This window comes from Bradyrhizobium sp. BR 10261 (assembly GCF_019455395.1).
Classification (GTDB): domain Bacteria; phylum Pseudomonadota; class Alphaproteobacteria; order Rhizobiales; family Xanthobacteraceae; genus Bradyrhizobium; species Bradyrhizobium manausense.
In genome coordinates, this window is record NZ_JACOFQ010000013.1 from 173,395 (window position 1) to 195,772 (window position 22,378).

At 64.7% G+C, this 22,378-nt stretch carries 22 protein-coding genes; 10 read left to right on the forward strand and 12 right to left on the reverse strand.

Translation table 11 applies throughout. The annotated features are described in order from the left end of the window. The first annotated feature begins 23 nt into the window (after nt 1-23). On the forward strand, nt 24-1,199 hold the full coding sequence (locus HYH07_RS17770; protein ID WP_220003693.1) for a CoA transferase: 1,176 nt from the start codon (nt 24-26) through the stop codon (nt 1,197-1,199). Next, the gene (locus HYH07_RS17775) at nt 1,196-2,143 is read left to right on the forward strand and encodes a hydroxymethylglutaryl-CoA lyase (protein ID WP_220003694.1); all 948 of its coding nucleotides are present in this window, start codon (nt 1,196-1,198) and stop codon (nt 2,141-2,143) included. The genes HYH07_RS17770 and HYH07_RS17775 overlap by 4 nt, the downstream gene beginning before the upstream one ends. 45 nt (nt 2,144-2,188) lie before the next feature. Here the strand turns inward: HYH07_RS17775 and HYH07_RS17780 are convergent, their stop codons facing one another. Beyond that, the gene (locus HYH07_RS17780; protein ID WP_220003695.1) at nt 2,189-4,648 is read right to left on the reverse strand and encodes a heavy metal translocating P-type ATPase; all 2,460 of its coding nucleotides are present in this window, start codon (nt 4,646-4,648) and stop codon (nt 2,189-2,191) included. A 50-nt stretch (nt 4,649-4,698) separates the two neighbouring features. On the opposite strand from HYH07_RS17780, the gene HYH07_RS17785 reads away from it, so the two are divergent. Further along, complete coding sequence (locus HYH07_RS17785) at nt 4,699-4,974, forward strand: metal-sensitive transcriptional regulator (protein ID WP_007598521.1); 276 nt, start codon at nt 4,699-4,701, stop codon at nt 4,972-4,974. Nucleotides 4,975-5,096: 122 nt separating this feature from the next. On the opposite strand, the gene HYH07_RS17790 is transcribed toward HYH07_RS17785, so the two are convergent. Further along, complete coding sequence (locus HYH07_RS17790; RefSeq protein WP_220003696.1) at nt 5,097-6,038, reverse strand: YiiX/YebB-like N1pC/P60 family cysteine hydrolase; 942 nt, start codon at nt 6,036-6,038, stop codon at nt 5,097-5,099. Between the two features lie 189 nt (nt 6,039-6,227). On the opposite strand from HYH07_RS17790, the gene HYH07_RS17795 reads away from it, so the two are divergent. Beyond that, the gene (locus HYH07_RS17795; RefSeq protein WP_220003697.1) at nt 6,228-7,613 is read left to right on the forward strand and encodes an NAD(P)/FAD-dependent oxidoreductase; all 1,386 of its coding nucleotides are present in this window, start codon (nt 6,228-6,230) and stop codon (nt 7,611-7,613) included. Nucleotides 7,614-7,667: 54 nt separating this feature from the next. On the opposite strand, the gene HYH07_RS17800 is transcribed toward HYH07_RS17795, so the two are convergent. From HYH07_RS17800 to pheS, 4 genes are all read right to left on the reverse strand, one after another. Beyond that, nucleotides 7,668-8,438 (reverse strand): sulfite exporter TauE/SafE family protein, encoded by a 771-nt coding sequence (locus HYH07_RS17800; RefSeq protein ID WP_220003698.1) that lies wholly within the window; start codon nt 8,436-8,438, stop codon nt 7,668-7,670. 19 nt (nt 8,439-8,457) lie between these two features. Next, the gene (gene pheT, locus HYH07_RS17805; protein WP_220003699.1) at nt 8,458-10,866 is read right to left on the reverse strand and encodes a phenylalanine--tRNA ligase subunit beta; all 2,409 of its coding nucleotides are present in this window, start codon (nt 10,864-10,866) and stop codon (nt 8,458-8,460) included. Continuing rightward, nucleotides 10,863-11,327 (reverse strand): endonuclease domain-containing protein, encoded by a 465-nt coding sequence (locus HYH07_RS17810; protein WP_220003700.1) that lies wholly within the window; start codon nt 11,325-11,327, stop codon nt 10,863-10,865. Before HYH07_RS17810 ends, pheT begins: the two co-directional genes overlap by 4 nt. A gap of 80 nt (nt 11,328-11,407) precedes the next feature. Then, nucleotides 11,408-12,490: a phenylalanine--tRNA ligase subunit alpha gene (gene pheS, locus HYH07_RS17815; protein WP_212424203.1), complete on the reverse strand. Its 1,083-nt coding sequence runs from the start codon at nt 12,488-12,490 to the stop codon at nt 11,408-11,410. Between the two features lie 151 nt (nt 12,491-12,641). Here pheS and HYH07_RS17820 point away from each other — a divergent pair, with 151 nt between their 5' ends. Then, entirely contained in the window at nt 12,642-13,055 is a 414-nt protein-coding gene (locus HYH07_RS17820; protein WP_220003701.1) for a hypothetical protein, read from the forward strand. 5 nt (nt 13,056-13,060) lie between these two features. Here HYH07_RS17820 and rplT read toward each other — a convergent pair whose 3' ends face one another. Next, entirely contained in the window at nt 13,061-13,420 is a 360-nt protein-coding gene (gene rplT, locus HYH07_RS17825; protein ID WP_027561620.1) for a 50S ribosomal protein L20, read from the reverse strand. Between the two features lie 90 nt (nt 13,421-13,510). Further along, nucleotides 13,511-13,711, reverse strand: a complete 201-nt coding sequence (gene rpmI / locus HYH07_RS17830; protein WP_008143958.1) for a 50S ribosomal protein L35 — start codon at nt 13,709-13,711, stop codon at nt 13,511-13,513. Between the two features lie 274 nt (nt 13,712-13,985). Here rpmI and HYH07_RS17835 point away from each other — a divergent pair, with 274 nt between their 5' ends. Continuing rightward, nucleotides 13,986-14,384: a hypothetical protein gene (locus HYH07_RS17835; protein ID WP_220003702.1), complete on the forward strand. Its 399-nt coding sequence runs from the start codon at nt 13,986-13,988 to the stop codon at nt 14,382-14,384. A 63-nt stretch (nt 14,385-14,447) separates the two neighbouring features. On the opposite strand, the gene infC is transcribed toward HYH07_RS17835, so the two are convergent. Continuing rightward, a complete protein-coding gene (gene infC / locus HYH07_RS17840; RefSeq protein ID WP_083514473.1) occupies nt 14,448-14,987 on the reverse strand; it encodes a translation initiation factor IF-3 in 540 nt (179 codons plus the stop codon). A gap of 252 nt (nt 14,988-15,239) precedes the next feature. On the opposite strand from infC, the gene HYH07_RS17845 reads away from it, so the two are divergent. Then, on the forward strand, nt 15,240-16,052 hold the full coding sequence (locus HYH07_RS17845) for a carboxylesterase (protein ID WP_220003703.1): 813 nt from the start codon (nt 15,240-15,242) through the stop codon (nt 16,050-16,052). Between the two features lie 127 nt (nt 16,053-16,179). On the opposite strand, the gene HYH07_RS17850 is transcribed toward HYH07_RS17845, so the two are convergent. The 3 genes from HYH07_RS17850 to HYH07_RS17860 all read right to left on the reverse strand — a co-directional run bounded on the left by HYH07_RS17850 (nt 16,180) and on the right by HYH07_RS17860 (nt 18,978). After that, a complete protein-coding gene (locus tag HYH07_RS17850) occupies nt 16,180-16,977 on the reverse strand; it encodes an acyl-CoA thioesterase domain-containing protein (RefSeq protein WP_220003704.1) in 798 nt (265 codons plus the stop codon). A 184-nt stretch (nt 16,978-17,161) separates the two neighbouring features. Then, entirely contained in the window at nt 17,162-18,337 is a 1,176-nt protein-coding gene (gene queG, locus HYH07_RS17855) for a tRNA epoxyqueuosine(34) reductase QueG (RefSeq protein WP_220003705.1), read from the reverse strand. Further along, the gene (locus HYH07_RS17860) at nt 18,286-18,978 is read right to left on the reverse strand and encodes a glutathione S-transferase family protein (protein ID WP_220003706.1); all 693 of its coding nucleotides are present in this window, start codon (nt 18,976-18,978) and stop codon (nt 18,286-18,288) included. Before HYH07_RS17860 ends, queG begins: the two co-directional genes overlap by 52 nt. A 169-nt stretch (nt 18,979-19,147) precedes the next feature. Between HYH07_RS17860 and HYH07_RS17865 the strand changes: the two genes are divergently transcribed. The 3 genes from HYH07_RS17865 (at nt 19,148) to HYH07_RS17875 (ending at nt 22,127) form a co-directional block, all read left to right on the forward strand. Then, entirely contained in the window at nt 19,148-19,954 is an 807-nt protein-coding gene (locus HYH07_RS17865; protein WP_220003707.1) for an undecaprenyl-diphosphate phosphatase, read from the forward strand. 97 nt (nt 19,955-20,051) lie between these two features. Further along, nucleotides 20,052-21,383 (forward strand): FAD-binding oxidoreductase, encoded by a 1,332-nt coding sequence (locus HYH07_RS17870; RefSeq protein WP_220003708.1) that lies wholly within the window; start codon nt 20,052-20,054, stop codon nt 21,381-21,383. Between the two features lie 3 nt (nt 21,384-21,386). Further along, a complete protein-coding gene (locus HYH07_RS17875; RefSeq protein WP_220003709.1) occupies nt 21,387-22,127 on the forward strand; it encodes an SDR family oxidoreductase in 741 nt (246 codons plus the stop codon). Nucleotides 22,128-22,378: the final 251 nt, after the last annotated feature.

Genomic DNA, 22,378 nt, shown 5'->3' on the forward strand with positions numbered 1-22,378 from the left:
GCCGAACGGACAGGGAGTGACGCATGGCTGAGACCGGATTGCCGCTCGAGGGCGTGCGGGTCGTCGAGATGACCCACATGGTGATGGGCCCGGCCTGCGGCATGATCCTCGCGCAGTTAGGGGCCGACGTGATCAAGGTCGAGCCGCCCGCCGGCGACAAGACCCGTTCCCTCGGTGGCATGGGCACGGCGTTCTTCCCGCTGTTCAACCGCGGCAAGCGCAGTGTCGTCTTGGACTTCGATAAACCTGCGGACCGGGACATCATGCATCGGCTGCTCGAGACTGCCGATGTGTTCCTGGAGAATTTTCGCGACGGCCAGCTTGAGAAGCAGGGGCTGGGCGCCGAGGAATTGCGGCGACGGCATCCGCATCTGATCATTGCCGGCCACAAGGGCTTTCTGTCAGGCCCTTATGAGCATCGCCCCGCGCTCGACGAGGTCGTGCAGATGATGTCGGGGCTTGCCGCCATGACCGGCACAAAGGAGAAGCCGCAGCGCGTCGGCTCCTCCGCCAACGACATCATGGGCGGCATGTTCGGTGTGATCGCGATCCTGGCCGCGCTCTATCAGAAGCGCGGGGGAAAACGCGACGGCGCCGACATCCGCATCGGCCTGTTCGAGAACTGCCTGTTCCTGGTCGCCCAGCACATGGTCGAATACGAGATGACCGGCAACAAGCCGCGCTCGATGCCGGAGCGCGAGCATGCCTGGCCGATCTACGACATTTTCGATGCCGCCGGCGACGGGCGGATTTTCATCGGCGTCGTCACGGAGGGCCATTGGCAGAGTTTCTGCCGCGAGTTCGGCCTCACCGAATTTCTCGATGACCCGAGCTTGCGTACCACCACCGATCGCATCCTGGCCAGGCCGCGGATCCTTCCGCGCGTGGCAGAGATCATCCGGCAGCAGGACGTGGCGGAACTGTCGCAGAAGCTCGATGCGCTCAACATCTGCTTCTCGCCGATCAACCGGCCCGAGGATCTCCTGACCGATCCGCATGTGCTGCGGCCCGGCGGGCTCGTCACCAACATCGCCGTCGACGGCAAGCCGTTCCATGTGCCGACGCTGCCGCTCGAATGGAACGGCAGCCATTTTGGTGAGGGCCTGAAGGTCGCACCGCTCGGCGCTGACACATCGGCCGTTCGTGTCGAGATCGACAACAACGGGTTGACGTCAAAAGCCGCTGGGAGGTGCGCATGAGCCGGATCGAAACGATTTATCCCGCGAACCGTGTTGCCTTGCGCGAAGTGGGTCTGCGCGACGGGCTTCAGCTCGTGAAGAAAATTCCATCCACGGAGGCCAAGCAACGCTGGGTGCGGGAGGAATATGCAGCGGGTGTCAGGCATTTCGAGGTCGGCTCGTTCCTGCCGGCAAAGACCTTTCCCCAATTCGTTGATGTCCGCGACGTCGTCGCGACGGTGGCGAGCCTGCCGGGCGCGCACGGCGTTGCGCTTGCGCTCAACGAGCGCGGGGTCAACGAGGCCCTGGAATCCGGTGTCGGCGAGATCGCATCGGTGGTATCGGCGACGGAAGAGCACAGCCAGGCCAATGCGCATCGCTCGCGCTTGTCCGCGATCGCCAACATCAAGCGGCTCTGCGAGCTGCGCGATGCCAGCCCGCACAAGCCGCTGGTGAACGCGGCGATCTCGATGGCGCTGGGCTGCTCGATCACGGGCGCGGTCGATCCGACGGAGGTGCTGCGCCTCGTCGACAAATGCCTGGAGGCCGGCGTCGATTTCGTCGCGATCGCCGACACCGTGGGCTATGCCGGACCGAAGCAGGTCGGAGAGCTGTCGCGCGCGGCGGTCAAGCTCGCCGGTCCCAAGCCGATCTGCATCCATCTCCACGACACCCGCGGCATGGGTATCGCCAACGCCGCCGCGGCAATCGACGAAGGCGTCCGCATCCTCGATGGCTCGCTCGGCGGCCTCGGCGGCTGCCCCTTCGCGCCCGGCGCGACCGGCAATGTCGTGTTCGAGGACCTGGTGTTCCTGTGCGAGAGCAAGGGTTTTGCGACGGGGATCGATCTGGAGAAGCTGATCCCGGTGCGGAGGATTTTGAGCGAAGAAATGCCGAACGAGCAGCTTTACGGCGGTGTGGCGCGGGCCGGTCTGCCGGGTGGGAGCGCAGCGAAGGCGGCGTGATCTTCGCCTGTCCCCGCAAGCGGGGCGAGGGAGAGCACCTTCATCTCACAGCCGCGTCACACGCAGCCGCAGCGCGTTGCCGACCACGCTGACCGAGGACAGCGCCATCGCGGCGGCTGCGATGATCGGCGACAGCAGCACGCCGAAGGCGGGATAGAGGATGCCGGCGGCAATCGGAATGCCGGCGGCGTTGTAGATGAAGGCGAAGAACAGGTTTTGCCGGATATTGCTCATCGTCGCCTGCGACAGCTTTCGTGCGCGGACGATGCCGGTGAGGTCGCCCTTCAGCAGCGTGACGCCAGCGCTTTCCATCGCCACGTCAGTGCCGGTGCCCATGGCGATGCCGACCTCGGCCGCGGCCAGCGCCGGCGCGTCGTTAACGCCGTCACCGGCCATCGCGACGCTGCGCCCGGCCTTTTGCAGTTTTGTTACGACCGCGCTCTTCTGGTCGGGCAGCACCTCGGCTTCCACATCGGCGATGCCGAGCCGGCGTGCCACCGCTTCGGCCGTGGTGCGGTTGTCGCCGGTCAGCATGATCACCTTGATGCCCTCGGCCGCGAGCGCCTTGAGCGCTTCCGGGGTCGAAGCCTTGACCGGATCGGCAATCGCAAACAGGCCGGCGAGCTTGCCGTCGATGGCCATGTTGATGACCGTGGCGCCGTCGCCGCGCAGCCGCTCGGCCTCGCTGTCGAGTGCCTTGGTGTCGATACCGATCGATGTCAGATATTTTGCGTTGCCGAGCACGATGCTCTTGCCGTCGACCTTGCCCGCCGCGCCCTTTCCGGTCGGCGAGTCGAACCCTTCGACCTGGCTCAGCGCCAGCTGCTTCTCCTTCGCCGCACGCATGATCGCATCGGCCAGCGGATGCTCGCTGGCGCGCTCGACGCTGGCTGCAAGCCGCAGGATGTCATCCCCGGCAAAGCCTGATGCGGGCACGATCGACACCACCTTGGGCTTGCCCTCGGTCAGCGTGCCTGTCTTGTCGACCACCAGCGTGTCGATCTTCTCCATCCGCTCCAGCGCCTCGGCGTTCTTGATCAGCACGCCCGCCTGCGCGCCGCGGCCGACACCGACCATGATCGACATCGGGGTCGCAAGGCCGAGCGCACAGGGGCAGGCGATGATCAGCACGCTGACGGCGGCGACGAGGCCAAATGCCAGTCGCGGCTCCGGCCCGAACCAGGCCCACGCCACGAACGCGGCGATAGCGACGACGATGACGGCCGGCACGAACCAGCCCGCGACCTGATCGGCCAGCCGCTGGATCGGCGCGCGCGAGCGCTGCGCGTCCGCGACCATCTGCACGATCTGCGACAGCAGCGTCTCGCGGCCGACCTTGTCGGCGCGCATGATGAAGCTGCCGGATTGATTGAGCGTGCCCGCGATCACCTTGGCGCCAGTCTCCTTGGTGACAGGCATGGACTCGCCTGTCACCAGCGACTCATCGAGCGAGGAGCGTCCTTCCAGGATGATGCCGTCAACCGGCACTTTCTCGCCGGGACGAACGCGCAATCGGTCTCCGGCGTGCAACGTATCGATCTCGACCTCGTGCTCGCTGCCATCGGCATCGACGCGCCGCGCGGTCTTGGGTGCAAGTTGCAACAGCGCCTTGATCGCACCCGATGTCGCATCGCGGGCGCGCAGCTCCAGCACCTGGCCGAGCAGAACCAGGACGGTGATGACGGCGGCCGCTTCGAAATAGACGGCGACCGCGCCTTCATGGCCGCGGAATGTTTCAGGGAAGATCTGTGGCGTGAGGGTTCCGAGCAGGCTGTAGACGTAGGCAACGCCGGTGCCCATCGCGATCAGCGTGAACATGTTGAGATTGCGCGTCAGCAGCGATTGCCAGCCGCGGACGAAGAACGGCCAGCCGGCCCAGAGCACCACGGGCGTTGCGAACACCAGCTGGATCCAGTTCGACAATGTTGGATTGATCCAGTTGTGCGGACCGGCGAGATGGCCGCCCATCTCCAGCACCACGGGCGGCAGCGACAGCACGCCGCCGATCCAGAACCGCCGCGTCATGTCGGCGAGCTCGGGGTTGGGCCCGGTCTCGAGGCTCGCGACCTCAGGCTCCAGCGCCATGCCGCAGATCGGGCAATTGCCCGGCCCGACCTGGCGGATCTGGGGATGCATCGGACAGGTGTAGATCGTACCCGCCGGCATCTCGGGCTCGGGCGCTTTCTCCTTGGCAAGATACTTTGCGGGATCGGCCGCGAATTTGGCACGGCAGCCGGCCGAGCAGAAATGGAAGGTCTCGCCCTGATGCTCAAACCGGTGTTTCGACGTCGCGGGATCGACGCTCATGCCGCAGACGGGATCGAGCACTTTCGCAGCCGTTCCGCTCTGGTCGTGATGATGCTGGGCGTGACCGGCATGATCGCCTTGGCCGCCGCAGCAGGCCGAGGCCGCAGGCCTGGTGGCCGGCGCAGCAGCCTTGCTGGAACAGCCGCAGCCGGACTGAGTTGCCCCGTTGTGATGATGCCCGTGATCCGCGCCGCTCATTCCAGCACTCCCGCCTTGCAACCTATACCCGGTAGGGGTATATATGCCCCATGCGCAAGGACATCAAGGCATCTGTCGGAAAACGCCTCGGCCGGATCGAAGGCCAGGTTCGCGGCCTGTCGAAAATGGTGGAGGAAGACCGCTACTGCATCGACATCGTCACGCAGATCTCGGCGGTGCGTGCCGCGCTGCGCCGGGTCGAGGAAGAGGTCCTCAAGGATCACGTCGCCCATTGCGTCGAGCACGCGATCGCCAGCGGCGACAAGGCGGACCAGCGCGAGAAGATCGCGGAGTTGATGGCGGTGATCGGACGGGCGGAGCGGTAGCTTTATCCTCGTCATTGCGAGCGCAGCGAAGCAATCCAGGCTGTTCCCGCGGAGGGATGCTGGATTGCTTCGCTGCGCTCGCAATGACGGTGGTTGAGGCGCCTTCGCCAGGACGACAACGATTACGCCGCCCGCTCTCTCGCGCGGCCGCGGCGCCTCGGGTGATACATCGCCAGCTTCTTCAGCAGCGGCACATGCTGCTGGCTCACTTGCTCAGCCGAAGCCTGCGCTTCTTCGTCAATCGCTTCAGGAACGAGCGGCGGCGCACGGAACGTTTCTGGAAACACACCGAACGAGCCCGCTACCTCCTCGAGCGGCTTTTGCTTGTCGGCCCAGTGCAGGGCTGTGTAGTCGAAGCCGTGCACGATGGTGGGTTTGACCACTTCGAAATAGGGCGAGATGTCGAAGTCGCGGGGCATGTAGAGCGAGGAATCGCGGATGTGCAGGATCTCGCGGCGGGCGGCGCGGCTGCCGGCCTTGGTGATCTTCGGCAGGATCGGATAGCGCACGGCGTCGAAGGCCTGCGCGATCAGCGCCGAGCAGATGATCTTGGTCGGGTCGCCCGAACCGAGCGCGATCATGCGCCGCCGCCAGCGCTGCGGCACCGGCAGCGGGAACAGGAAACGCATCAGGTCCAGGATGTTCTTGGTGTCGTAGCCGAACCCGATGCGGTTGATCGCATAGCGGCAGACCGTGTTGCGGTCCTCGTAGGACAGCCCGACCGGCCGGCAGAGGCGGGTATGGTAGGGGAAATATTTCGACAGCGGCGCGGAGGTGACGCCCTCGCCGATATTGGCCTCGATCAGCACATGCGGCTCGCCGTCGGGCTCGATCGCGCCCTCGACCGGGCCGACATAGAGCGCGGCATGCGACCAGGTCGACTGCGTCAGATATTTGATGATGCCGGAGATGCGGTTGTTGCCCTCGACCAGCATGACGTCGCCGGGCTGGATCACGCCGCGCAGATGCTCGGGGTCGCTGGGTGTGAACGGCTCATAGCCCGGCACCTCTTTCGAGAGGTATGCGGCTATCACCTTTCCGACTGAATCTAGGACCGTCCCCATGAACTCCCCCGGGGCCTTTCTGGCCGTCTTTTTTTCCATCTGTATCATGGTCGAAACCTGTTGCAATTCAGTTCATGACCTCTGTGAGTTCAAGCACGATTGATTCACCATGAAGGTTGCTGCGCAACATCAGATGCGGCAAGGTTCGCCGGCTGTTCCCGTTCGCCGCAAGTCCCCGGAAACCATGACATGACAATCACGCGCCGCAGCTTCCTATCGGCGTCGGCGGCCTTTATGTCCGCGCCGGTCCTGCGCGCGACGGCGGCGCCCCTGCCGCGCGAGGCTGACATTGTCGTGATTGGCGCGGGTGCGGCCGGCATCGCTGCGGCGCGGCGCGTCATGGCGGCCAATCGCAGGGTCGTGGTGGTGGAGGCGGCATCGCAGATCGGCGGGCGCTGCGTCACGGATAGCTCCACCTTCGACGCGCCGTTCGATCGCGGCGCACGCTGGATGCATAATCCCGACACCAACCCAATGATCCGGCTCGCGCGCAGCGCCGGGCTCGATGTCTCTCCGGCACCGTCGGGCCAGAAAATGCGCATCGGCCGCCGCAATGCGCGTGCGGGCGAGACCGAGGAGTTTCTGGCGGCGCTGGTGCGCGCCAACAGGGCGATCGACGAGGCCGCTCGCGGCAAGCTCGATGCGTCATGCGCGTCGGTGCTGCCGAAGGATCTCGGCGATTGGGCGGGCGCGGCGGAGTTCCTGCTCGGCGCGGGCTTTGCCGGCAAGGATCTGAAGGAACTGTCGGCGATCGACAAGGCGCGCGCGCAGGACCGCAATGCCCCGATCGCCTGCCGCCAGGGTCTCGGCACCCTGATCGCCAGGCTCGGCCAGCAGGTGCCGGCAGTGCTGTCGACGCCGGCGAGCCGGATCGTCTGGAGCAACCGGGATGTCAGCGTGGAGACGCAAGCCGGCAAGATCGCCGCGCGCGCGGCCATCGTCACTATCTCGACCAATGTGCTCATGTCAGGTGCGATCAAGTTCGCGCCCGATATTCCCAAGCGCACGCTGGATGCGGCGTCCAAGCTCACGCTCGGCAGCTACGATCACATCGTGGTGCAATTGCCGGGCAATCCGCTCGGGCTGTCGCGCGACGACATCCTGATCGAGCAGAGCAACTCGACGCGCACCGCGCTGATGTATGCCAATATCGGCGGATCGTCGCTGTGCTCGATCGACGTCGGCGGCTCGTTCGGCCGCGATCTCTCGGCGCAGGGCGAAAGCGCGATGGCGGCCTTCGCGAAGGAATGGATCACAAAACTGTTCGGCAGCGAAGCGGCGGCCGCCGTGAAGAAGACCGCCGCGACGCGCTGGAACGCCTCGCCCTATGTGATGGGCGCGATGTCGGCGTCCTCGCCCGGCGGCCAGCTCTCGCGAAAGATTTTGACCGAGCCGATCGGCAATGTGTTCCTCGCCGGCGAAGCGACGCATGAGACGCTGTGGGGCACCGTCGACGGTGCCTGGGACAGCGGCGAGCGCGCCGCAGACGCAGCGCTCCGCAAGATCGGCGCGATCAGGGACGAGCCGGCCGACGTGCCGACGCAATCGACGAAGCGCCGGCGGGCGCCGCGGTAATAGGGGCAGAGGCAATCAGGCCGCAACAAACTTCGCCGGGACGATAGCGGGTGGTTACCGCAATACCCTGTCCAGCACCGGCAGCCCAGTTATCACCGCGATCGCGATCAGGGCGTAGCAGATCCTGCGAAACACCGTCTCGCTGGCGCGGCCGAACAGCGAGGCGCCGAAGGCGACGCCGAGCGCATAGACCGGGCCGACGATCAGCGACAGCACCAGCGACTCGCGCGAGATCAGGCCTGTCGTGGCATAGCTGACCATCGAGAAGCAATCCGAGGCGCCGAAGAACAGCAGGATATTGGCGCGGGCGACCAGCGGTGCGATGGGCCGGCCGAGCCAGTAGCCGACGATCGGCGGACCGCCGGTCTGCGCAAGCCCGCTGCAGAAGCCGGAGAGACCGCCGATGCCGACAGAGAGCCAGACGTGGTCCTTGCCGCGGTAGCGCCAGCCCGACAGCAGCAGCAGAAGAAGCGCTGCGACGAAGCCGGAGATGATCCAGCGCGTGGTGACGGGCTCGAGCACGCTGAGGAAATAGGTGCCGAGGGGGACGCCGACCAGCGCGCCCAGCACGATCACCGCGGTCGCTTTGCGATCCGCCTTCCGCCAGGCATCAGGCAGCAGCGGCGCGGCGGCAACGAAGTCGATGACGAGCAGGAGAGCCGCGACCAGGCGCGGCGCCGCGACGCTGCTCGCAAGCGGCATGAAGATCAGCGCCGAGCCGAAACCGGAGAAGCCGCGCGCGGTGCCCGAAACGAAAGCGATGGCGCAGAGCGCCATCGCGATGGTGAGGCTGACGTCCTTGGGGAGGAAGTCGGTGATGCTCATGCCCTGTCATTCCGGGGCATCATGCTCGCAACGTGCCGCCGGTCTTCTTCGCGACATCAGCCACGATCTTGGCGGCGACGGCCTCGATCTCCTGATCGGTCAGCGTCTTCTCGCGCGGCTGGATCGTCACCGCGATGCCGACCGACTTCTTGCCGTCGTCGATGCCCTTGCCCTCGTAGACGTCGAAGACGTTCACGCCGGTGATCAGCTTCTTGTCGACGCCTTGCGCGGCGCGGACGATGTCGCCGGCCTTGACCGTGCGGTCGACGATGAAAGCGAAGTCGCGCGTAACAGGCTGGAATGCCGAGAGCTCGATCAGCGGCCTGGCGCGGGTCGGCTTCTTCTTGGCTTCCGGAATGCGGTCGAGGATCACCTCGAACACCACAAGCGGACCATCGGCGCCGAGCGCTTCCAGCGCGCGCGGATGCATCTCGCCGAAAGTGCCGAGCACGTTCTGCGGCCCGATCTGGATCGTGCCGGAGCGACCCGGATGCAGCCAGGCCGGACCACCGGCGACGACCTGCAGCGCCTGCATCGGTGCGCCGCTTGCTGCCAGCACCGCGAGCGCATCGGCCTTGGCGTCGAACACATCGGCCTGTGCCGAGCCGGTCCAGTGCCGTCCGAGACCTTCGGACGAAGCCAGGCCGCGCCGCACGCCGCTCGCCGCCATGAACTGGTCTTGCGGGCGATCGCCCCTGAAGACCTGGCCGACCTCGAACAACGCGACATCGCCATAGCCGCGATCGGCATTGGCCTGCGCGGCAGCGACCAGGCCCGGCAACAGGCTCGGCCGCATGTCGGAGAGATCAGCGGCGATCGGATTGGCCACCTCCAGCTCGCGCTGGCCGCCGCCGAACAATTGTGCCGCGGCCTTCGTGATGAACGACCATGTCACCGCCTCGGTCATGCCGCGGCTTGCCAGCGCACGCCGGGCGCGGCGGGTGCGCAGCTGCAGCGGCGTCAGCACCGATTTGCGCGCGTCCTCGCCGCGCTCGAACGGCGTCATCGGCACCTTGTCGACGCCGTAGATGCGGACGACTTCCTCGACGATATCGGCCTTGCCATGCACGTCGGAGCGCCATGAGGGCACCGCGACCTTCACGACCGGACCTTGCCCCGCCATCATGAAGCCGAGATGGGTGAGGATGCGCTTCATCTCCGGCATCGGCACCTCGATGCCGGAGAGCCGCTTCACCTCGGTGACGGGGAAATCGATGATGCGGTCGTCGCCGAAGGCCTTGCCGACCACGACGTTCTCCGACGGCGTGCCGCCGCACATCTCCATCACCAGCCTGGTGGCTAGCTCGAGCCCGGGTACCATGAAGGCCGGATCGACGCCGCGCTCGAAGCGGTAGCGCGCGTCCGAATTGATGCCGAGCTTGCGGCCGGTCTGGGCGATGTTGATCTCGTTCCACAGCGCCGATTCGATCAGCACATCGGTGGTGGTCTCGTCGCAGCCGGACGCTTCGCCGCCCATGATGCCGGCGAGCGATTCGACGCCGTGCTCATCGGCGATCACGCAGATCGAGGGATCGAGATCGTAGGTGCGGCCGTCGAGCGCGAGCAGTGTCTCGCCCTCGCGGGCATGGCGCACGACCAGATTGCCCTTCACCTTCCTTGCGTCGAACACGTGCAGCGGGCGCGCGCGGTCATAGGTCATGAAGTTGGTGATGTCGACCAGCGCGTTGATCGGGCGCAGCCCGATCGCCGTCAGCCGCTTCTGCAGCCATTCCGGCGACGGCCCGTTCTTGACGCCGCGGACGAGGCGGAGCGCAAAACCCGGGCACAGCTTGGCGTCCTCGACCGTGACTGTCACGGGACAAGGGAATTCGCCTTTGATCGGCTTGATGGTCGGGTCCTTGAACTTGCCCATGTCGGCGGCGGCAAGGTCGCGCGCGATGCCGTGCACGCCGGTGCAGTCCTGCCGGTTCGGCGTCAGATTGATCTCGATCACGGGATCGCCGAGCGCGGCCCATTCGGCGTAAGCAGCGCCAACAGGCGCATCCGCCGGCAATTCCATGATGCCGTCATGATCGTTGGAGAGCTGCAGCTCCGCCGCCGAGCACAGCATGCCGCGGCTCTCGACGCCTCTGATGGTGCCTACGCCGAGCGTGATGTCCTTGCCGGGGATATAAGTGCCAGGGGCTGAGAACACGCTGACGAGCCCGGCGCGCGCATTCGGCGCCCCGCACACCACCTGCACCGGCGCGCCACCATCGCCGGTGTCGACCATGCAGACGCGCAGCCGGTCAGCATTGGGATGCTGCTCGGCCGAGATCACCTTCGCAATGGTGAAGGCTTTCAGCGCCTTCGCCTTGTCCTCGATATTCTCGACCTCGAGCCCGATCATGGTGAGCTTGTCGGCGAGCTTGTCCAAGGGCTCGTCGGTGTCGAGATGATCCTTCAGCCAGGAGAGGGTGAATTTCATGGCTGTGTGCCTCGGCTCTTGTCGGTTGAATTGCTTTGGTCGGTTTCAGTGTTCCCTCCCCCCTTGTGGGGGAGGGTCAGGGAGGGGGGTGAGCCGCGGGCGCCGGCAGAGGCTGCCTGGCGAATCGCTTCAACAACTCCCTCAAGGTTCGACATCACCTGTTCGTTGGTGAACCGAAGAACCTGAAAACCCTCAGCCGCGAAGAACGCGTCGCGACGCTGATCCGCCTTTTGCCGCCCTTCAAAGTCGTGCGATTCTCCGTCAAGCTCGATGATGAGTTTGGAGGAGAAACAGACGAAGTCGGCAACGTAGTTTCCGATCGGCGTTTGACGGCGGATGCCCAAACCGTCGATGCGATTGGCCTTCAGGTAGCGCCACAGCAGTGTTTCAGCGCGCGTCATCGTCCGGCAAAGTTGCTTCGCCCGGCTGCGCTGACGTTCGCTCACAACTGCGTGCGGCATCCGCGGCTACCCCCCTCCCTGACCCTCCCCCACAAGGGGGGAGGGAACGGAGAGAGTCTTCGCTTGTCCGAGTAGGGCCATCACGAGCTCAGCCCTCCCGCCAGCGTCGGCACCTCCAGCGGCTTGAAGCCGTAATGGTTCAGCCAGCGGACGTCGCTGTCGAACAGCTGGCGCAAATCGGCGATGCCGTATTTCAGCATGGCGATGCGGTCGATGCCCATGCCCCAGGCAAAGCCCTGGTACTCGTCGGGATCGATGCCGCAGGCGCGCAGCACGTTCGGATGCACCATGCCGCAGCCGAGAATCTCGAGCCAGTCCTCGCCCTCGCCGAAGCGGATCTCGCCCTTGTCGCGGCGGCACTGGATGTCGACTTCCAGCGACGGCTCGGTGAACGGGAAGAACGAGGGGCGGAAGCGCATGTTGATGTGGTCGACCTCGAAGAATGCCTTGCAGAACTCGTGCAGGATCCATTTGAGGTGGCCGAGATGCGAATGCTTGTCGATGACGAGGCCTTCGACCTGGTGGAATTGCGGCGTGTGGGTCGCATCCGAATCGATGCGGTAGGTGCGGCCCGGGCAGATCACGCGGATCGGCGGCTTCTGGCTCAGCATGGTGCGCACCTGCACCGGCGAGGTGTGGGTTCTAAGCAGCATGCGCGAGCCGTCCTCCTTCGGATGGAAGAAGAACGTGTCGTGCATCTCGCGCGCCGGATGGCCTTCCGGGAAATTCAGCTTGGTGAAATTGTAGTCGTCGGTCTCGATATCGGGACCTTCGGCGACCGAGAATCCCATGTCGGCGAAGATCGTGGTCAGCTCGTCCCAGACCTGGCTCAGCGGATGGATGCGGCCGGCCTCGGCCTGCGCATCGCGCAGCGGCAGCGTGACGTCGACGGTCTCGGACGCCAGCCGCGCATCGAGCGCCGCGGACTTCAACACGTCGCGCCGTGCGGCGAGCGCCTCGGTGACCTTGTCCTTGGCCTGGTTGATCGCGGCTCCTTGCGTCTTGCGCTCGTCGGGCGACATCTTGCCGAGCGTCGCCAGCAGCGCCGAGATCGAGCCCTTCTTGCCGAGGGCGGCGACGCGCACCGCTTCGAGCGCGGCTTCATCGCCGGCGGCGGCGATCTGGTCGAGGATGGATGTTTCGAGCGTTGCGAGGTCGGACACAGTCAAATCCTTGGCTCCAAATTCGGCTGGGTTGTCGCCGCCCGAAGGGCGTAACGTCAAGCAAAAAGCCGGTCATTTCGGCTTCTCGAGCGGCTGGGTTGAACCTCGCGCGGGGGACGGGCACCAAGACAGGATGCGAGGAGACTTTGTGATGCTTTCGAAATGCTGTCTGGCCGCTACCGCCATCGTCCTGTCGGTCGCCGCAACGCCTGCGCGCGCCATCGTCTGTATGGACACATCCATGACCTTGGACGAGGTCGTGGACGCCATCGGGGCCCAGAAGGGCTGCCAAAGTGCGATGAAGCTGGCTCAGGACTGCGCGCTGACCGCGAGCGGCGATGTCCAGCTCGGCGCCGCCGTCGAAAAGAAGTGCGAGGCGGACTTCAAGCCGGGCCTCAGTGCCGCGCAAACGCAGGCGTACAAGAGCGAGATGCACGCATGCGACATCAAGTACCGGAACAAGTCCGGTACCATGTACATCTCGTTCACGGCTTTCTGCCGGGCGGAGGTCGCCCAGCGTTACTCTGAGCGCGCGCTGAAGGCTGCGGGCACGAAGCCCCGCTAGCCTGATCAGGCAGCCAGTGCCGCCTTGGCCTTCTCGGCGATCGCCTGGAACGCCGCGGGCTCGCTGATCGCCAGATCCGACAGCACCTTGCGGTCCACGGTGATTCCGGACTTGGCCATACCGTCGATAAATCGGCTGTAGGTCAGGCCGAACGGACGGACGGCAGCGTTGATGCGCTGGATCCAGAGCGCGCGGAATGTCCGCTTCTTACGCTTGCGGTCGCGGAAGGCGTATTGCTGGGCCTTCTCCACGGCCGGCTTGGCAGCGCGGATGGTGTTCTTGCGGCGGCCGTAGAAGCCCTTGGCGGCCTTGTAGACTTTCTTGTGCTTGGCGTGGGCGGTCACACCGCGTTTGACGCGAGACATGACAATTATCCTTCAGAGATGACTTTGTTTTCGGATTGCCGCGAAGGACGCGGCAGAGATGGCATCGATCTTCGACGTCCTTGGACGCGATCAGGCGTTCGGCAAGAAGTACTTCTTGACGTTGTCGCCGTCGGTCTTGAACAGCACAGCGGTGCCGCGGAGCTGACGGATCTGCTTCTTCGTCCGCTTGATCATGCCGTGACGCTTGCCGCGATGGGCGAACATCACTTTACCGGTGGCAGTCACCTTGAAGCGCTTTTTAGCGCCCGATTTGGTCTTCAGCTTGGGCATTTGGCTCTCCTAATGGCCAAAGAAATCCGCCCGCGAAGGCGGTCTGGCCGTCAAAAATGCTCGTTAGAGCGTTGATTGTGCTCAGGTTTTTGCGACAAAGCGCGAAACCCGCACGAAACACCGCCACGGCAGCCCTAAATCAGCCGGGCGATGAAGGCCGGGCTTATGACAGAGAACGGGCCAGAAGGCAACGATGAACCGGCCAAAGCTGCTCGCCGACTATTGGGGGTCACTACCCCATCGTTCATGCCGTCCCGTTCGGAGCAGGACCAAAATGGCCTATTTCTCTCTATCGATTTTGTCTGTTGTCGCCCGCCCGCGCCACCTTGCACTGTTCGCCGTGCTCGCTGCGGCTGCCGTTCCATCGAGCGCCGATGCCCGCATCGGCGGTTATGACGGCGTCTGGAACGTCACCTTCGCCACCACCCGCGGCGTCTGCAGCTCGGGCTACAGCGTCCCCTTCACCGTCACGGGCAACCGGGTGTCGTCCGCTGGCGGCGGCCGCGTGTCCGGCACCGTCAACCGCGGCGGCGCCGTCGCGGTCCAGGTGTCCGTCGGCGCCTCCCACGCCAGCGGTGGTGGCCGGCTCGGCGGTACGGCTGGGGCCGGCTCCTGGAGGGGCGTCATCTCCGGCGACCAGTGCAGCGGCACCTGGCAGGCGACAAGGACCTGAAAACAAAACGGCCCGCCGGAGATCCGGACGGGCCGTTGAAACTTCGGCTCTAGCGTGCCGATCTCAGCGCGGCGCCAGCACCATGACGACCTGACGGCCCTCGAACCGGGCGTCCTGCTCGACCTTGGCGAGCTCGGCGACGTCGGTCTTGATCTTGTCCAAAAGCTTGGTGCCGATCTCCTGGTGCGCCATTTCGCGGCCACGATAGCGCAGGGTGATCTTGACCTTGTCGCCCTCTTCGAAGAACCGCAGCATCGCGCGCATCTTCACGTCGTAATCGTGGTCGTCGATCATCGGGCGGAGCTTGATCTCCTTGATCTCGACGGTCTTCTGCCGCTTGCGGGCTTCGGCGGCTTTCTTCTGGGCGGAATACTTGTACTTCCCGTAGTCCATGATCTTGCAGACGGGAGGGCTGGTATTCGGCGAAATCTCGACGAGATCCATGCCAGCTTCCTGGGCCATCTTGACGGCCATCATCGTCTCGACGGTGCCCTTGTTGTCACCGTTCTGGTCGATCAGCTGGATCTGCGCGTTGCGAATATCATCATTGATGCGCGGCCCGTCTTTGCTGGCTGGGGCCGGGGCTCTATTGGGACGGCGAATGGGTGGTTCTCCAAAGTTGTGAAAGGAAGCGGCTATTTTGAAGGAAGATACTGATGCCGGCAAGCAAGTCGCCCGTGCCGGAAGCGAGAAACCCTCAAATGCGAGGCATTTTGGCCACGCCCATCGGCACTGTGCTCGACATAGACACCTTGCCTCTGTTCCGCAAGCGTCCCAAAGGGACAATGGCGAGATAGGGTCGCCTGGCGGAATACGCTTTGGGACCTCAAACCCCACAACAAGAGTAAACGTTCCATGACCTCAGCAATTCCCGATGCCGTGCTCGACTTCATCGATGTTGGAAAGGGTTCGTCGGCGCGCCGGATCGCGGTTCGCCATCGCGCCGGGCGAGGATCTGGTCATGGGCCCGGCGTCGTCTGGCTCGGCGGTTTCAAATCGGACATGCAGGGCGGCAAGGCGGTAGCGCTGGATGGCTGGGCCGGCGAGCATGGCCGCGCCGCCGTCAGGTTCGACTATTCCGGCCACGGCGAATCCAGCGGCGATTTCGCCGATGGAACCATCGGCAGCTGGCTCGAGGACAGCATCGCCGTGTTCGAGCGCTTCTGCACCGGCCCGCAAATCCTGATCGGCTCCTCCATGGGCGGCTGGATGGCGCTGCTGCTCGCGCGCGAGATCAAGAGGCGGCAGGAGACACAGCAAGCCAAAGCCTCGCTCGCGGGTCTCGTGCTGATCGCACCGGCGCCCGACTTCACGGAAGAGCTGATGTGGAAGAATTTTTCGCCCGGGGTGAAGCAGGAGATCGAGACCAAGGGCTTTTGGCTCAGGCCATCCGAATATGGCGACGGCACGCCCTATCCGATCACACGCAAGCTGATCGAGGAGGGGCGCAACCATCTCGTGCTCGGCGGCGCCATCGATCTCGGCTGTCCGGTGCGCATCCTGCAAGGCGCCCAGGACCCTGACGTGCCGTGGCAGCACGCGTTTGCGCTGACGCATCGCCTGCCGGCCGACGACGTCGTGCTCACCCTGATCCAGGACGGCGACCACCGCCTGTCCCGGCCGCAAGACATCGCGCGCATTCTTGCCGCGGTGGCGGAGATCGGGTGAGGCGTTGCCAAGCACTCGGTGTCATCGCCCGACTTGATCGGGCGATCCAGTACGCCGAGATGGTTTTGGTTGAACGATAAGCCGCGGCGTACTGGATGCCCCGCCTTCGCGGGGCATGACGACGAAACTATCGCTTCTCCACCTTCGCCATCGGCTTGCGCTGCGCCAGCGCTGCCACCGTCGCGGTGCCGATCGGGCCCTGCTCGTCATAGAGCCAGCATTCGCCGATCGCGACGCCATCGGTGGCGTGATGGTTTACCACCTCGAAGCCAATCCAGTTCGTCACCGGCAGGCGGTGCAGATAGATCGTCACGTCGCTGTTGATGTAGCCGAGCCCCTTGTCGCCGGCATTGGCAAACGGACTGGCGAAATCGGCGCCCACAGCGACATGCACGAACGGCGTCATCGGCACGCCGGCCACGAGCTCACGCACCTCGCTCATCCAGAGCCGGCGCGGTCCGAGCGAACCCATGTGTCCGACGATCGGCCGCGTCGTCCATTTGCCGTTCATGCCGAGCCTGGGATCGGTGGGCTTTGGAATGTCTGATGGCTTCGGCACGTCCCAGTTCGGCGGCGACCAGACATTGCCGTCAGGGTTCTGCGTCCGCCGCAACATCTGGCACGAGGCGCGCGCCATGCTGACGCCGCCGGAGAAGAATTCCGCCTCAACCACACGGATGCGCATTCCGTCACGCACCAGCGATGTTGTCACGTTGATCGGCTTGTCGATGGTCGGCAGTCGAAACATGTCGACGGTCAATCGCGCCGGCACGAAGTCAGGACCGGAATGGCGCTCCTCAATGGCAAAGCCGAGCAGGCCGACGATGACGCGTCCGTGCAGCGATTTCGGATCCCAGGGGCCGCTCGCCACTTCCGTCGGATGGAATGTGTCGCCCTCGCGGGTGAAGAAAGGGATGTTTGTCATGGCGCGCGAGATTGAAGGAAGCGGTGGGGAAATCAAGGGTGGTGAGGCGCGCACACCGTCGCCACAACAACGGCGTCATCGCCCGACTTGATCGGGCGATCCAGTGCTCCGAGGCGGTTGTGATAGAGCCGAGAAGCCGCGGCGTACTGGATTCCCCGCCTTCGCGGGGAATGACGGTGGTGGGTTAGGAAGCGGCTTGCCACTCCTCACGCAGGCTCTGGTCCGACTCCTTGTTCAGCGCATCGGCTTGCATCGCCTCAAACTCATCCCTCTCCAGCAGCTGCCGCAACGCCCACACCGCAGCGCCACGCACCAGAGGGTTCGCATCGTCAAGCAATCGCCGCGCCTCGTCCGCCAACGCAACGTCGCCGGAATTGCCAATTGCGATGAGCACATTGCGCAAGAACCGGTCGCGGCCGATTCGCTTCACCGGCGATCTCGTGAACAGCGCGCGAAACGCGGCGTCATCCAAGCGCGCGAGCTCCGCAAGTCCGGGCGCGCGCAGCTCATCGCGCGCCGCGAGTTTTGCCTCGCGGCCTTCTTGCGCAAACTTGTTCCAGGGGCACGCCGCCAGGCAATCGTCGCAGCCATAGATGCGGTTGCCGATGGCCTTGCGAAACTCCTGCGGGATAGGTCCCTTGTTCTCGATGGTCAGATACGAGATGCAGCGCCGCGCATCGAGCTTGTAGGGCGCCGGAAAAGCCGCGGTCGGGCAGATGTCGAGACAGGCCCGGCACGAGCCGCAATGGTCGATCTCGGCGGACTCGCGCGGCAGTTCGAGCGTGGTGTAGATCGCGCCGAGAAACAGCCATGAACCGAATTCGCGCGAAACCAGATTGGTGTGCTTGCCCTGCCAGCCGAGATGCGCGGCCTGCGCTAACGGCTTCTCCATCACCGCCGCGGTGTCGACGAACACTTTCACCTCGCTCGGGGCGGTCGCGACCAGCCAGCGCGCCAGCGCTTTCAGCCGTTTCTTGATGAGGTCGTGATAATCGTCGCCCTGCGCATAGACCGAGATCGCCGCGCGCGTGCGCTGCTTCAGGATCGCGAGCGGATCCTGGTCGGGGCCGTAATTGACGCCGAGCATGATGACGCTGCGCACGTCGCTCCACAGCCCGCGCGGATCGACGCGCCGCTCCGGCTCTCTCGCAAGCCAGTCCATGTCGCCGTGTCCGCCCGTGGCGATGAATTCGAGAAAGTGTCGTCCAGCGCTTTCGATCGTGCCTGGCTCTGTGATGCCGATGCAGTCGAAGCCGAGCGCGCGCGCTTCGCGTGCCAGCTGAGCCTTCAGTTCAGTCGGGTCAAGGCTCAGAAATCCAGGTCCACATAGGTTCGCGACGCCGGCACGCCGGCCAGCCATTCGCTCAGCAGCGGGCGGAACGACGGGCGGGATTTCACCCGCGCGTACCACGCCTTTGCTGCGTCGTCCTCGCTCCATGGCACGTCGCCCAGATAGTCGATCGCCGAGAGATGCGCCGCGGCGGCGAGATCCGCGTAAGTGAGCCGGTCGCCGGCGAGGAAGTTACGCGTCTGCGCCAGCCAGCCGATATAGGCGAGATGATAGCGCACGTTTGCCTTGGCAGCGCGCATGATATCGGCTGAGGGCGGCCCGCCGCCGTGCTCTTCGCTCATGAAGCGCTTGTAGATGCGCTCGGTGACCAGCGGGTGCGACACTTCCTCGAAGAACTTTTCGTTGAACCAGGCCATCAGCCGGCGCACCTCGACGCGCTCGGCGATCGTCTCCGGCATCAGGCGCTTGGGTCCCATCTCGGCGCCATAGGCCTCGTCGAGATACTCCGCGATGATCGCCGCGCCCGGGATCGGCGGCTGCTCGTCGTCCACCATCACAGGCGTCGTGCCGGCCGCGTTGAGCAGCAGAAATGCCTCGCGCCGTTCCCAGCTGCGCTCCTCCGTGAGCTTCAATTCGAGCCCGTATTCGCCCGCGATCAGGCGGATGAAGCGCGAATGCGGGCAGAACGGATGATGGAACAGCGTAAACATGCAGCCTTTGACTATTTGATGGTGCTTAAGAATCCATCAATGTTTGTGCGGTGCCACACTAGTTCTTCAAATCAGCGAGGCAAAGGCGCGATAGCGCATTTTGCGATTGCGAGCGAGGGGCGAATAGGCGAGAAGAGCCCCGCTTTTCCAGTGGAAATGGACCGTAAATATGTCAGATGCAATACGGGCAGTGATCCTGGGCATCATCGAGGGTGTAACCGAGTTCCTTCCCGTGTCCTCGACCGGCCATCTGCTGTTGGCCGAGCGCTTCTTCGGCCTCGGCGAGGGTGCATTCTGGGATTCGTTTACGGTTCTGATCCAGCTGGGCGCGATCCTCGCGATCGTCGGACTCTATTTCAAGAAGCTGTGGGACGTCGCAATCGGCATGTTCACGGGCGATGCCTATGCGCGACGTTTCGTGATCGGCGTGCTGGTGGCGTTCCTGCCCGCCGTCGTCGTCGGCCTCGTCGCCGGCAAATACATCAAGAGCTTGCTGTTCAATCCCTGGGTCGTGTGCTTCACGCTGATCGTCGGCGGCGCCATCCTGCTCTGGGTCGACAGGCTCGATCTCAAGCCGCGCGAGCATGACGCCACCAAATTTCCGCTGCTGATGTATCTCTATATCGGCATCGCGCAGTGCGTCGCGATGATCCCGGGCGTGTCGCGCTCCGGCGCCAGCATCGTCGCGGCGATGTTACTTGGCGCCGACAAGCGGGCTGCGGCGGAGTTCTCTTTCTTCCTCGCCATCCCCACCATGATCGGCGCCTTCGCCTACGATTTCTACAAGAACCGCTCCGAGATGACGATGGACCATATGGGCATCGTCGCGATCGGTTTCGTGGTGTCGTTCATCACCGCCATCATCGTGGTGAAGTCGTTCCTCGAATACGTCACTCGCCACGGCTTCGTGGTGTTCGCCTGGTGGCGCGTCATCGTCGGCACGCTCGGCCTGATCGCGCTGGCGCTGGGGCGTTAACTTTTGGCTCCATCCGGGCTACATCTTCAACGCAATATCAGCTTTTAACCGCTAGGCAGTCTCCGAAAGCGGGATGGCCCGCGGGCGGAGCTGTGCGATGACCCTCGTCAGCGGCTGGGGGCGCTTCCCGGTCGTCGATAGCGAAATGCTGCGGCCGCGGTCGTTCGAGGCCGTCAGCGAGGCCGTCGCTGATGTGTCCGGCTCGGTCGCCCGAGGCAATGGCCGCGCCTATGGCGATGCCGCGATCGGCGCTGTCAGGACCATCGGAATGACAGCGTTCGACCGTATCAGGTCGTTCGATCCCGCGACCGGCCGCATTCGCGTTGAGGCCGGCGTGCTGCTGTGCGACCTGATCGACACCTTTGGCCCACGCGGCTTCCTGCCATCAGTGGTGCCGGGCACGCGCTTCGTCTCGGTCGGCGGCGCGATCGCGGCCGACGTGCATGGCAAGAACCATCATTGCGAGGGCGGTTTCGGCCGTTACGTCGACAGCATCCTGCTGCGCACCGGTTCCGGCGAGACCATCGAAGCCTCGCGCGAGCAGAATTCCGAAGCCTTCTTCGCAACACTCGGCGGCATGGGCCTCACCGGCGTGATCCTCGAAGCGACAATGCGGCTTCGCCCGGTCGTAACCGGCTGGATTCGGGAGCGGGTGATCTCCGCGTCCGATCTCGATGCTGCCATGCGCGCGCTCGAGGCCGGCGATTCCGCGACCTATTCGGTGGCGTGGATCGATTGCGTGGCGCGCGGGCGCAACCTTGGCCGCTCCTTGATCTATCTGGGGGAGCATGCCGGCCGGGACGAGCTGGCCGAAGGCGCCGCGGTCTTTCCCGTCGGCAAGGCTCCCGGGCTCGCGGTGCCACTCGACCTGCCGTCGGTCACGCTCAATCGCTACAGCATCAGGGCCTTCAACGAGCTCTATTACCGCATGGGCGCGCGGCGCGCCGGTGGCGATCATGTGGTCTCGCTCTATCCGTATTTCTTCCCGCTCGACAGTCTCGGCGGCTGGAATCGCATCTACGGACGGCGCGGCTTCCTCCAGCATCAATGCGTGATTCCCGAAGCTGCCGCGCGCGAGGTGCTCGGCGACATCCTCGATCGCGTCGCAAGGCGAGGCGATGCGTCGTTCCTCGCGGTGCTGAAGAAGCTTGGCCATGGCGACGGGCTGCTGTCGTTTCCGCTGCCCGGCTACACGCTGGCGCTGGATTTCCCGGTGAAAGGCGACATCCTGACTTTCCTCGACGAGATCGACCGCCTTGTCGTCGCCGCTGGCGGCCGGCTCTACCTCGCAAAAGACGCGCGCCAGTCGCGCGCGACGTTCGAGGCCGGCTATCCGGCGTTGCAGCGCTTCAAGGCGATCCGCAAGTCGCTCGATCCCGCTGGGGCGATCCGCTCGAAATTGTCACAACGCCTGTTCGATGAGGTTTAAGCCGTGACGTCACGCAAGTCAGTTCTGGTGCTCGGTGGCTCCTCCGATATCGGCCGCGCCGCCGCGCGCGCCTTTGCCAAGGCCGGCTACGATGTCGCGCTCGCAGGCCGCGACGCCACAGCGCTCGAGCCTGACGCCGCCGATCTGCGCGCGCGCTACGATATCGAAGCGAGCACGCAGGTCTTCGATGTGCTCGACACCGCATCTTTTGACGGCTTTGTCGCCGGTCTTCCCGTCTTGCCTGACGTCGTGATCTCGATCGTCGGATTGCTGGGTGTGCAGCAAAAGGCCGAGAGCGACCTCGCCCAGGCCACCACCATCATGCGGTCCAATTATGAGGGACCGTCGCTGATCCTTGGCCTGTTCGCGGAAAAGTTCTTGAGCCGCGGCAACGGCACCATTGTCGGCGTCTCGTCGGTCGCCGGCGATCGCGGCCGCGCCTCGAACTATGTCTACGGCTCGGCGAAGGCGGGCTTCTCCGCCTTTCTGTCGGGCTTGCGCGCCCGCGCCAGCCGCGGCGGCGTGCATGTCGTCACGGTGAAGCCTGGCTTCGTCCGGACCAAAATGACTGAAAGCATGAAGCTGATCGGCCCGCTCACGGTCGAAGCGCCTGTCGTCGGCGAAGCAATCCTCCGCGCCGTCGAGAAGAAGTCCGACGTCGTCTATGTCAGCGGCGTCTGGCGCCTCGTGATGCTCATCATCAAGGCGCTGCCGGAAGCGGTGTTCAAGAAGCTGAAGTTTTAAGCTCGTGTTTGCCGCGTGATCGGTGCGCTCCCTCCCCCGCTTGCGGGGGAGGGTTGGGGAGAGGGTGTCTCCTCAAAAAGATTTCCCCAAGAGGACAGAGCCCTCACCCGCCGCTCCGCGGCGACCTCTCCCGCAAGCGGGAAGAGGTGTACCAACTCACACACCCATGCGCTGGAACTGGCCCTGCGGGCGGAAGCGCCAGAGATATTGCGGGGCGATCGCTTCCAGCGAATCGGGGGTGATGCCGAGCC

Coding starts and splice junctions, on each gene's coding strand:
- HYH07_RS17835 (WP_220003702.1), top strand. CDS start 13,986: ATGGCCTATTTCTCTCTATCGATTTTGTCTGTTGTCGCCCGCCCGCGC.
- HYH07_RS17850 (WP_220003704.1), bottom strand. CDS start 16,977: ATGACAAACATCCCTTTCTTCACCCGCGAGGGCGACACATTCCATCCG.
- HYH07_RS17780 (WP_220003695.1), bottom strand. CDS start 4,648: ATGAGCGGCGCGGATCACGGGCATCATCACAACGGGGCAACTCAGTCC.
- rplT (WP_027561620.1), bottom strand. CDS start 13,420: ATGTCTCGCGTCAAACGCGGTGTGACCGCCCACGCCAAGCACAAGAAA.
- HYH07_RS17860 (WP_220003706.1), bottom strand. CDS start 18,978: ATGTTTACGCTGTTCCATCATCCGTTCTGCCCGCATTCGCGCTTCATC.
- HYH07_RS17800 (WP_220003698.1), bottom strand. CDS start 8,438: ATGAGCATCACCGACTTCCTCCCCAAGGACGTCAGCCTCACCATCGCG.
- HYH07_RS17795 (WP_220003697.1), top strand. CDS start 6,228: ATGACAATCACGCGCCGCAGCTTCCTATCGGCGTCGGCGGCCTTTATG.
- HYH07_RS17845 (WP_220003703.1), top strand. CDS start 15,240: ATGACCTCAGCAATTCCCGATGCCGTGCTCGACTTCATCGATGTTGGA.
- HYH07_RS17820 (WP_220003701.1), top strand. CDS start 12,642: ATGCTTTCGAAATGCTGTCTGGCCGCTACCGCCATCGTCCTGTCGGTC.
- HYH07_RS17870 (WP_220003708.1), top strand. CDS start 20,052: ATGACCCTCGTCAGCGGCTGGGGGCGCTTCCCGGTCGTCGATAGCGAA.
- HYH07_RS17785 (WP_007598521.1), top strand. CDS start 4,699: ATGCGCAAGGACATCAAGGCATCTGTCGGAAAACGCCTCGGCCGGATC.
- pheT (WP_220003699.1), bottom strand. CDS start 10,866: ATGAAATTCACCCTCTCCTGGCTGAAGGATCATCTCGACACCGACGAG.
- queG (WP_220003705.1), bottom strand. CDS start 18,337: ATGGCTGGCCGGCGTGCCGGCGTCGCGAACCTATGTGGACCTGGATTT.
- HYH07_RS17865 (WP_220003707.1), top strand. CDS start 19,148: ATGTCAGATGCAATACGGGCAGTGATCCTGGGCATCATCGAGGGTGTA.
- HYH07_RS17775 (WP_220003694.1), top strand. CDS start 1,196: ATGAGCCGGATCGAAACGATTTATCCCGCGAACCGTGTTGCCTTGCGC.
- HYH07_RS17770 (WP_220003693.1), top strand. CDS start 24: ATGGCTGAGACCGGATTGCCGCTCGAGGGCGTGCGGGTCGTCGAGATG.
- HYH07_RS17810 (WP_220003700.1), bottom strand. CDS start 11,327: ATGCCGCACGCAGTTGTGAGCGAACGTCAGCGCAGCCGGGCGAAGCAA.
- rpmI (WP_008143958.1), bottom strand. CDS start 13,711: ATGCCCAAGCTGAAGACCAAATCGGGCGCTAAAAAGCGCTTCAAGGTG.
- HYH07_RS17790 (WP_220003696.1), bottom strand. CDS start 6,038: ATGGGGACGGTCCTAGATTCAGTCGGAAAGGTGATAGCCGCATACCTC.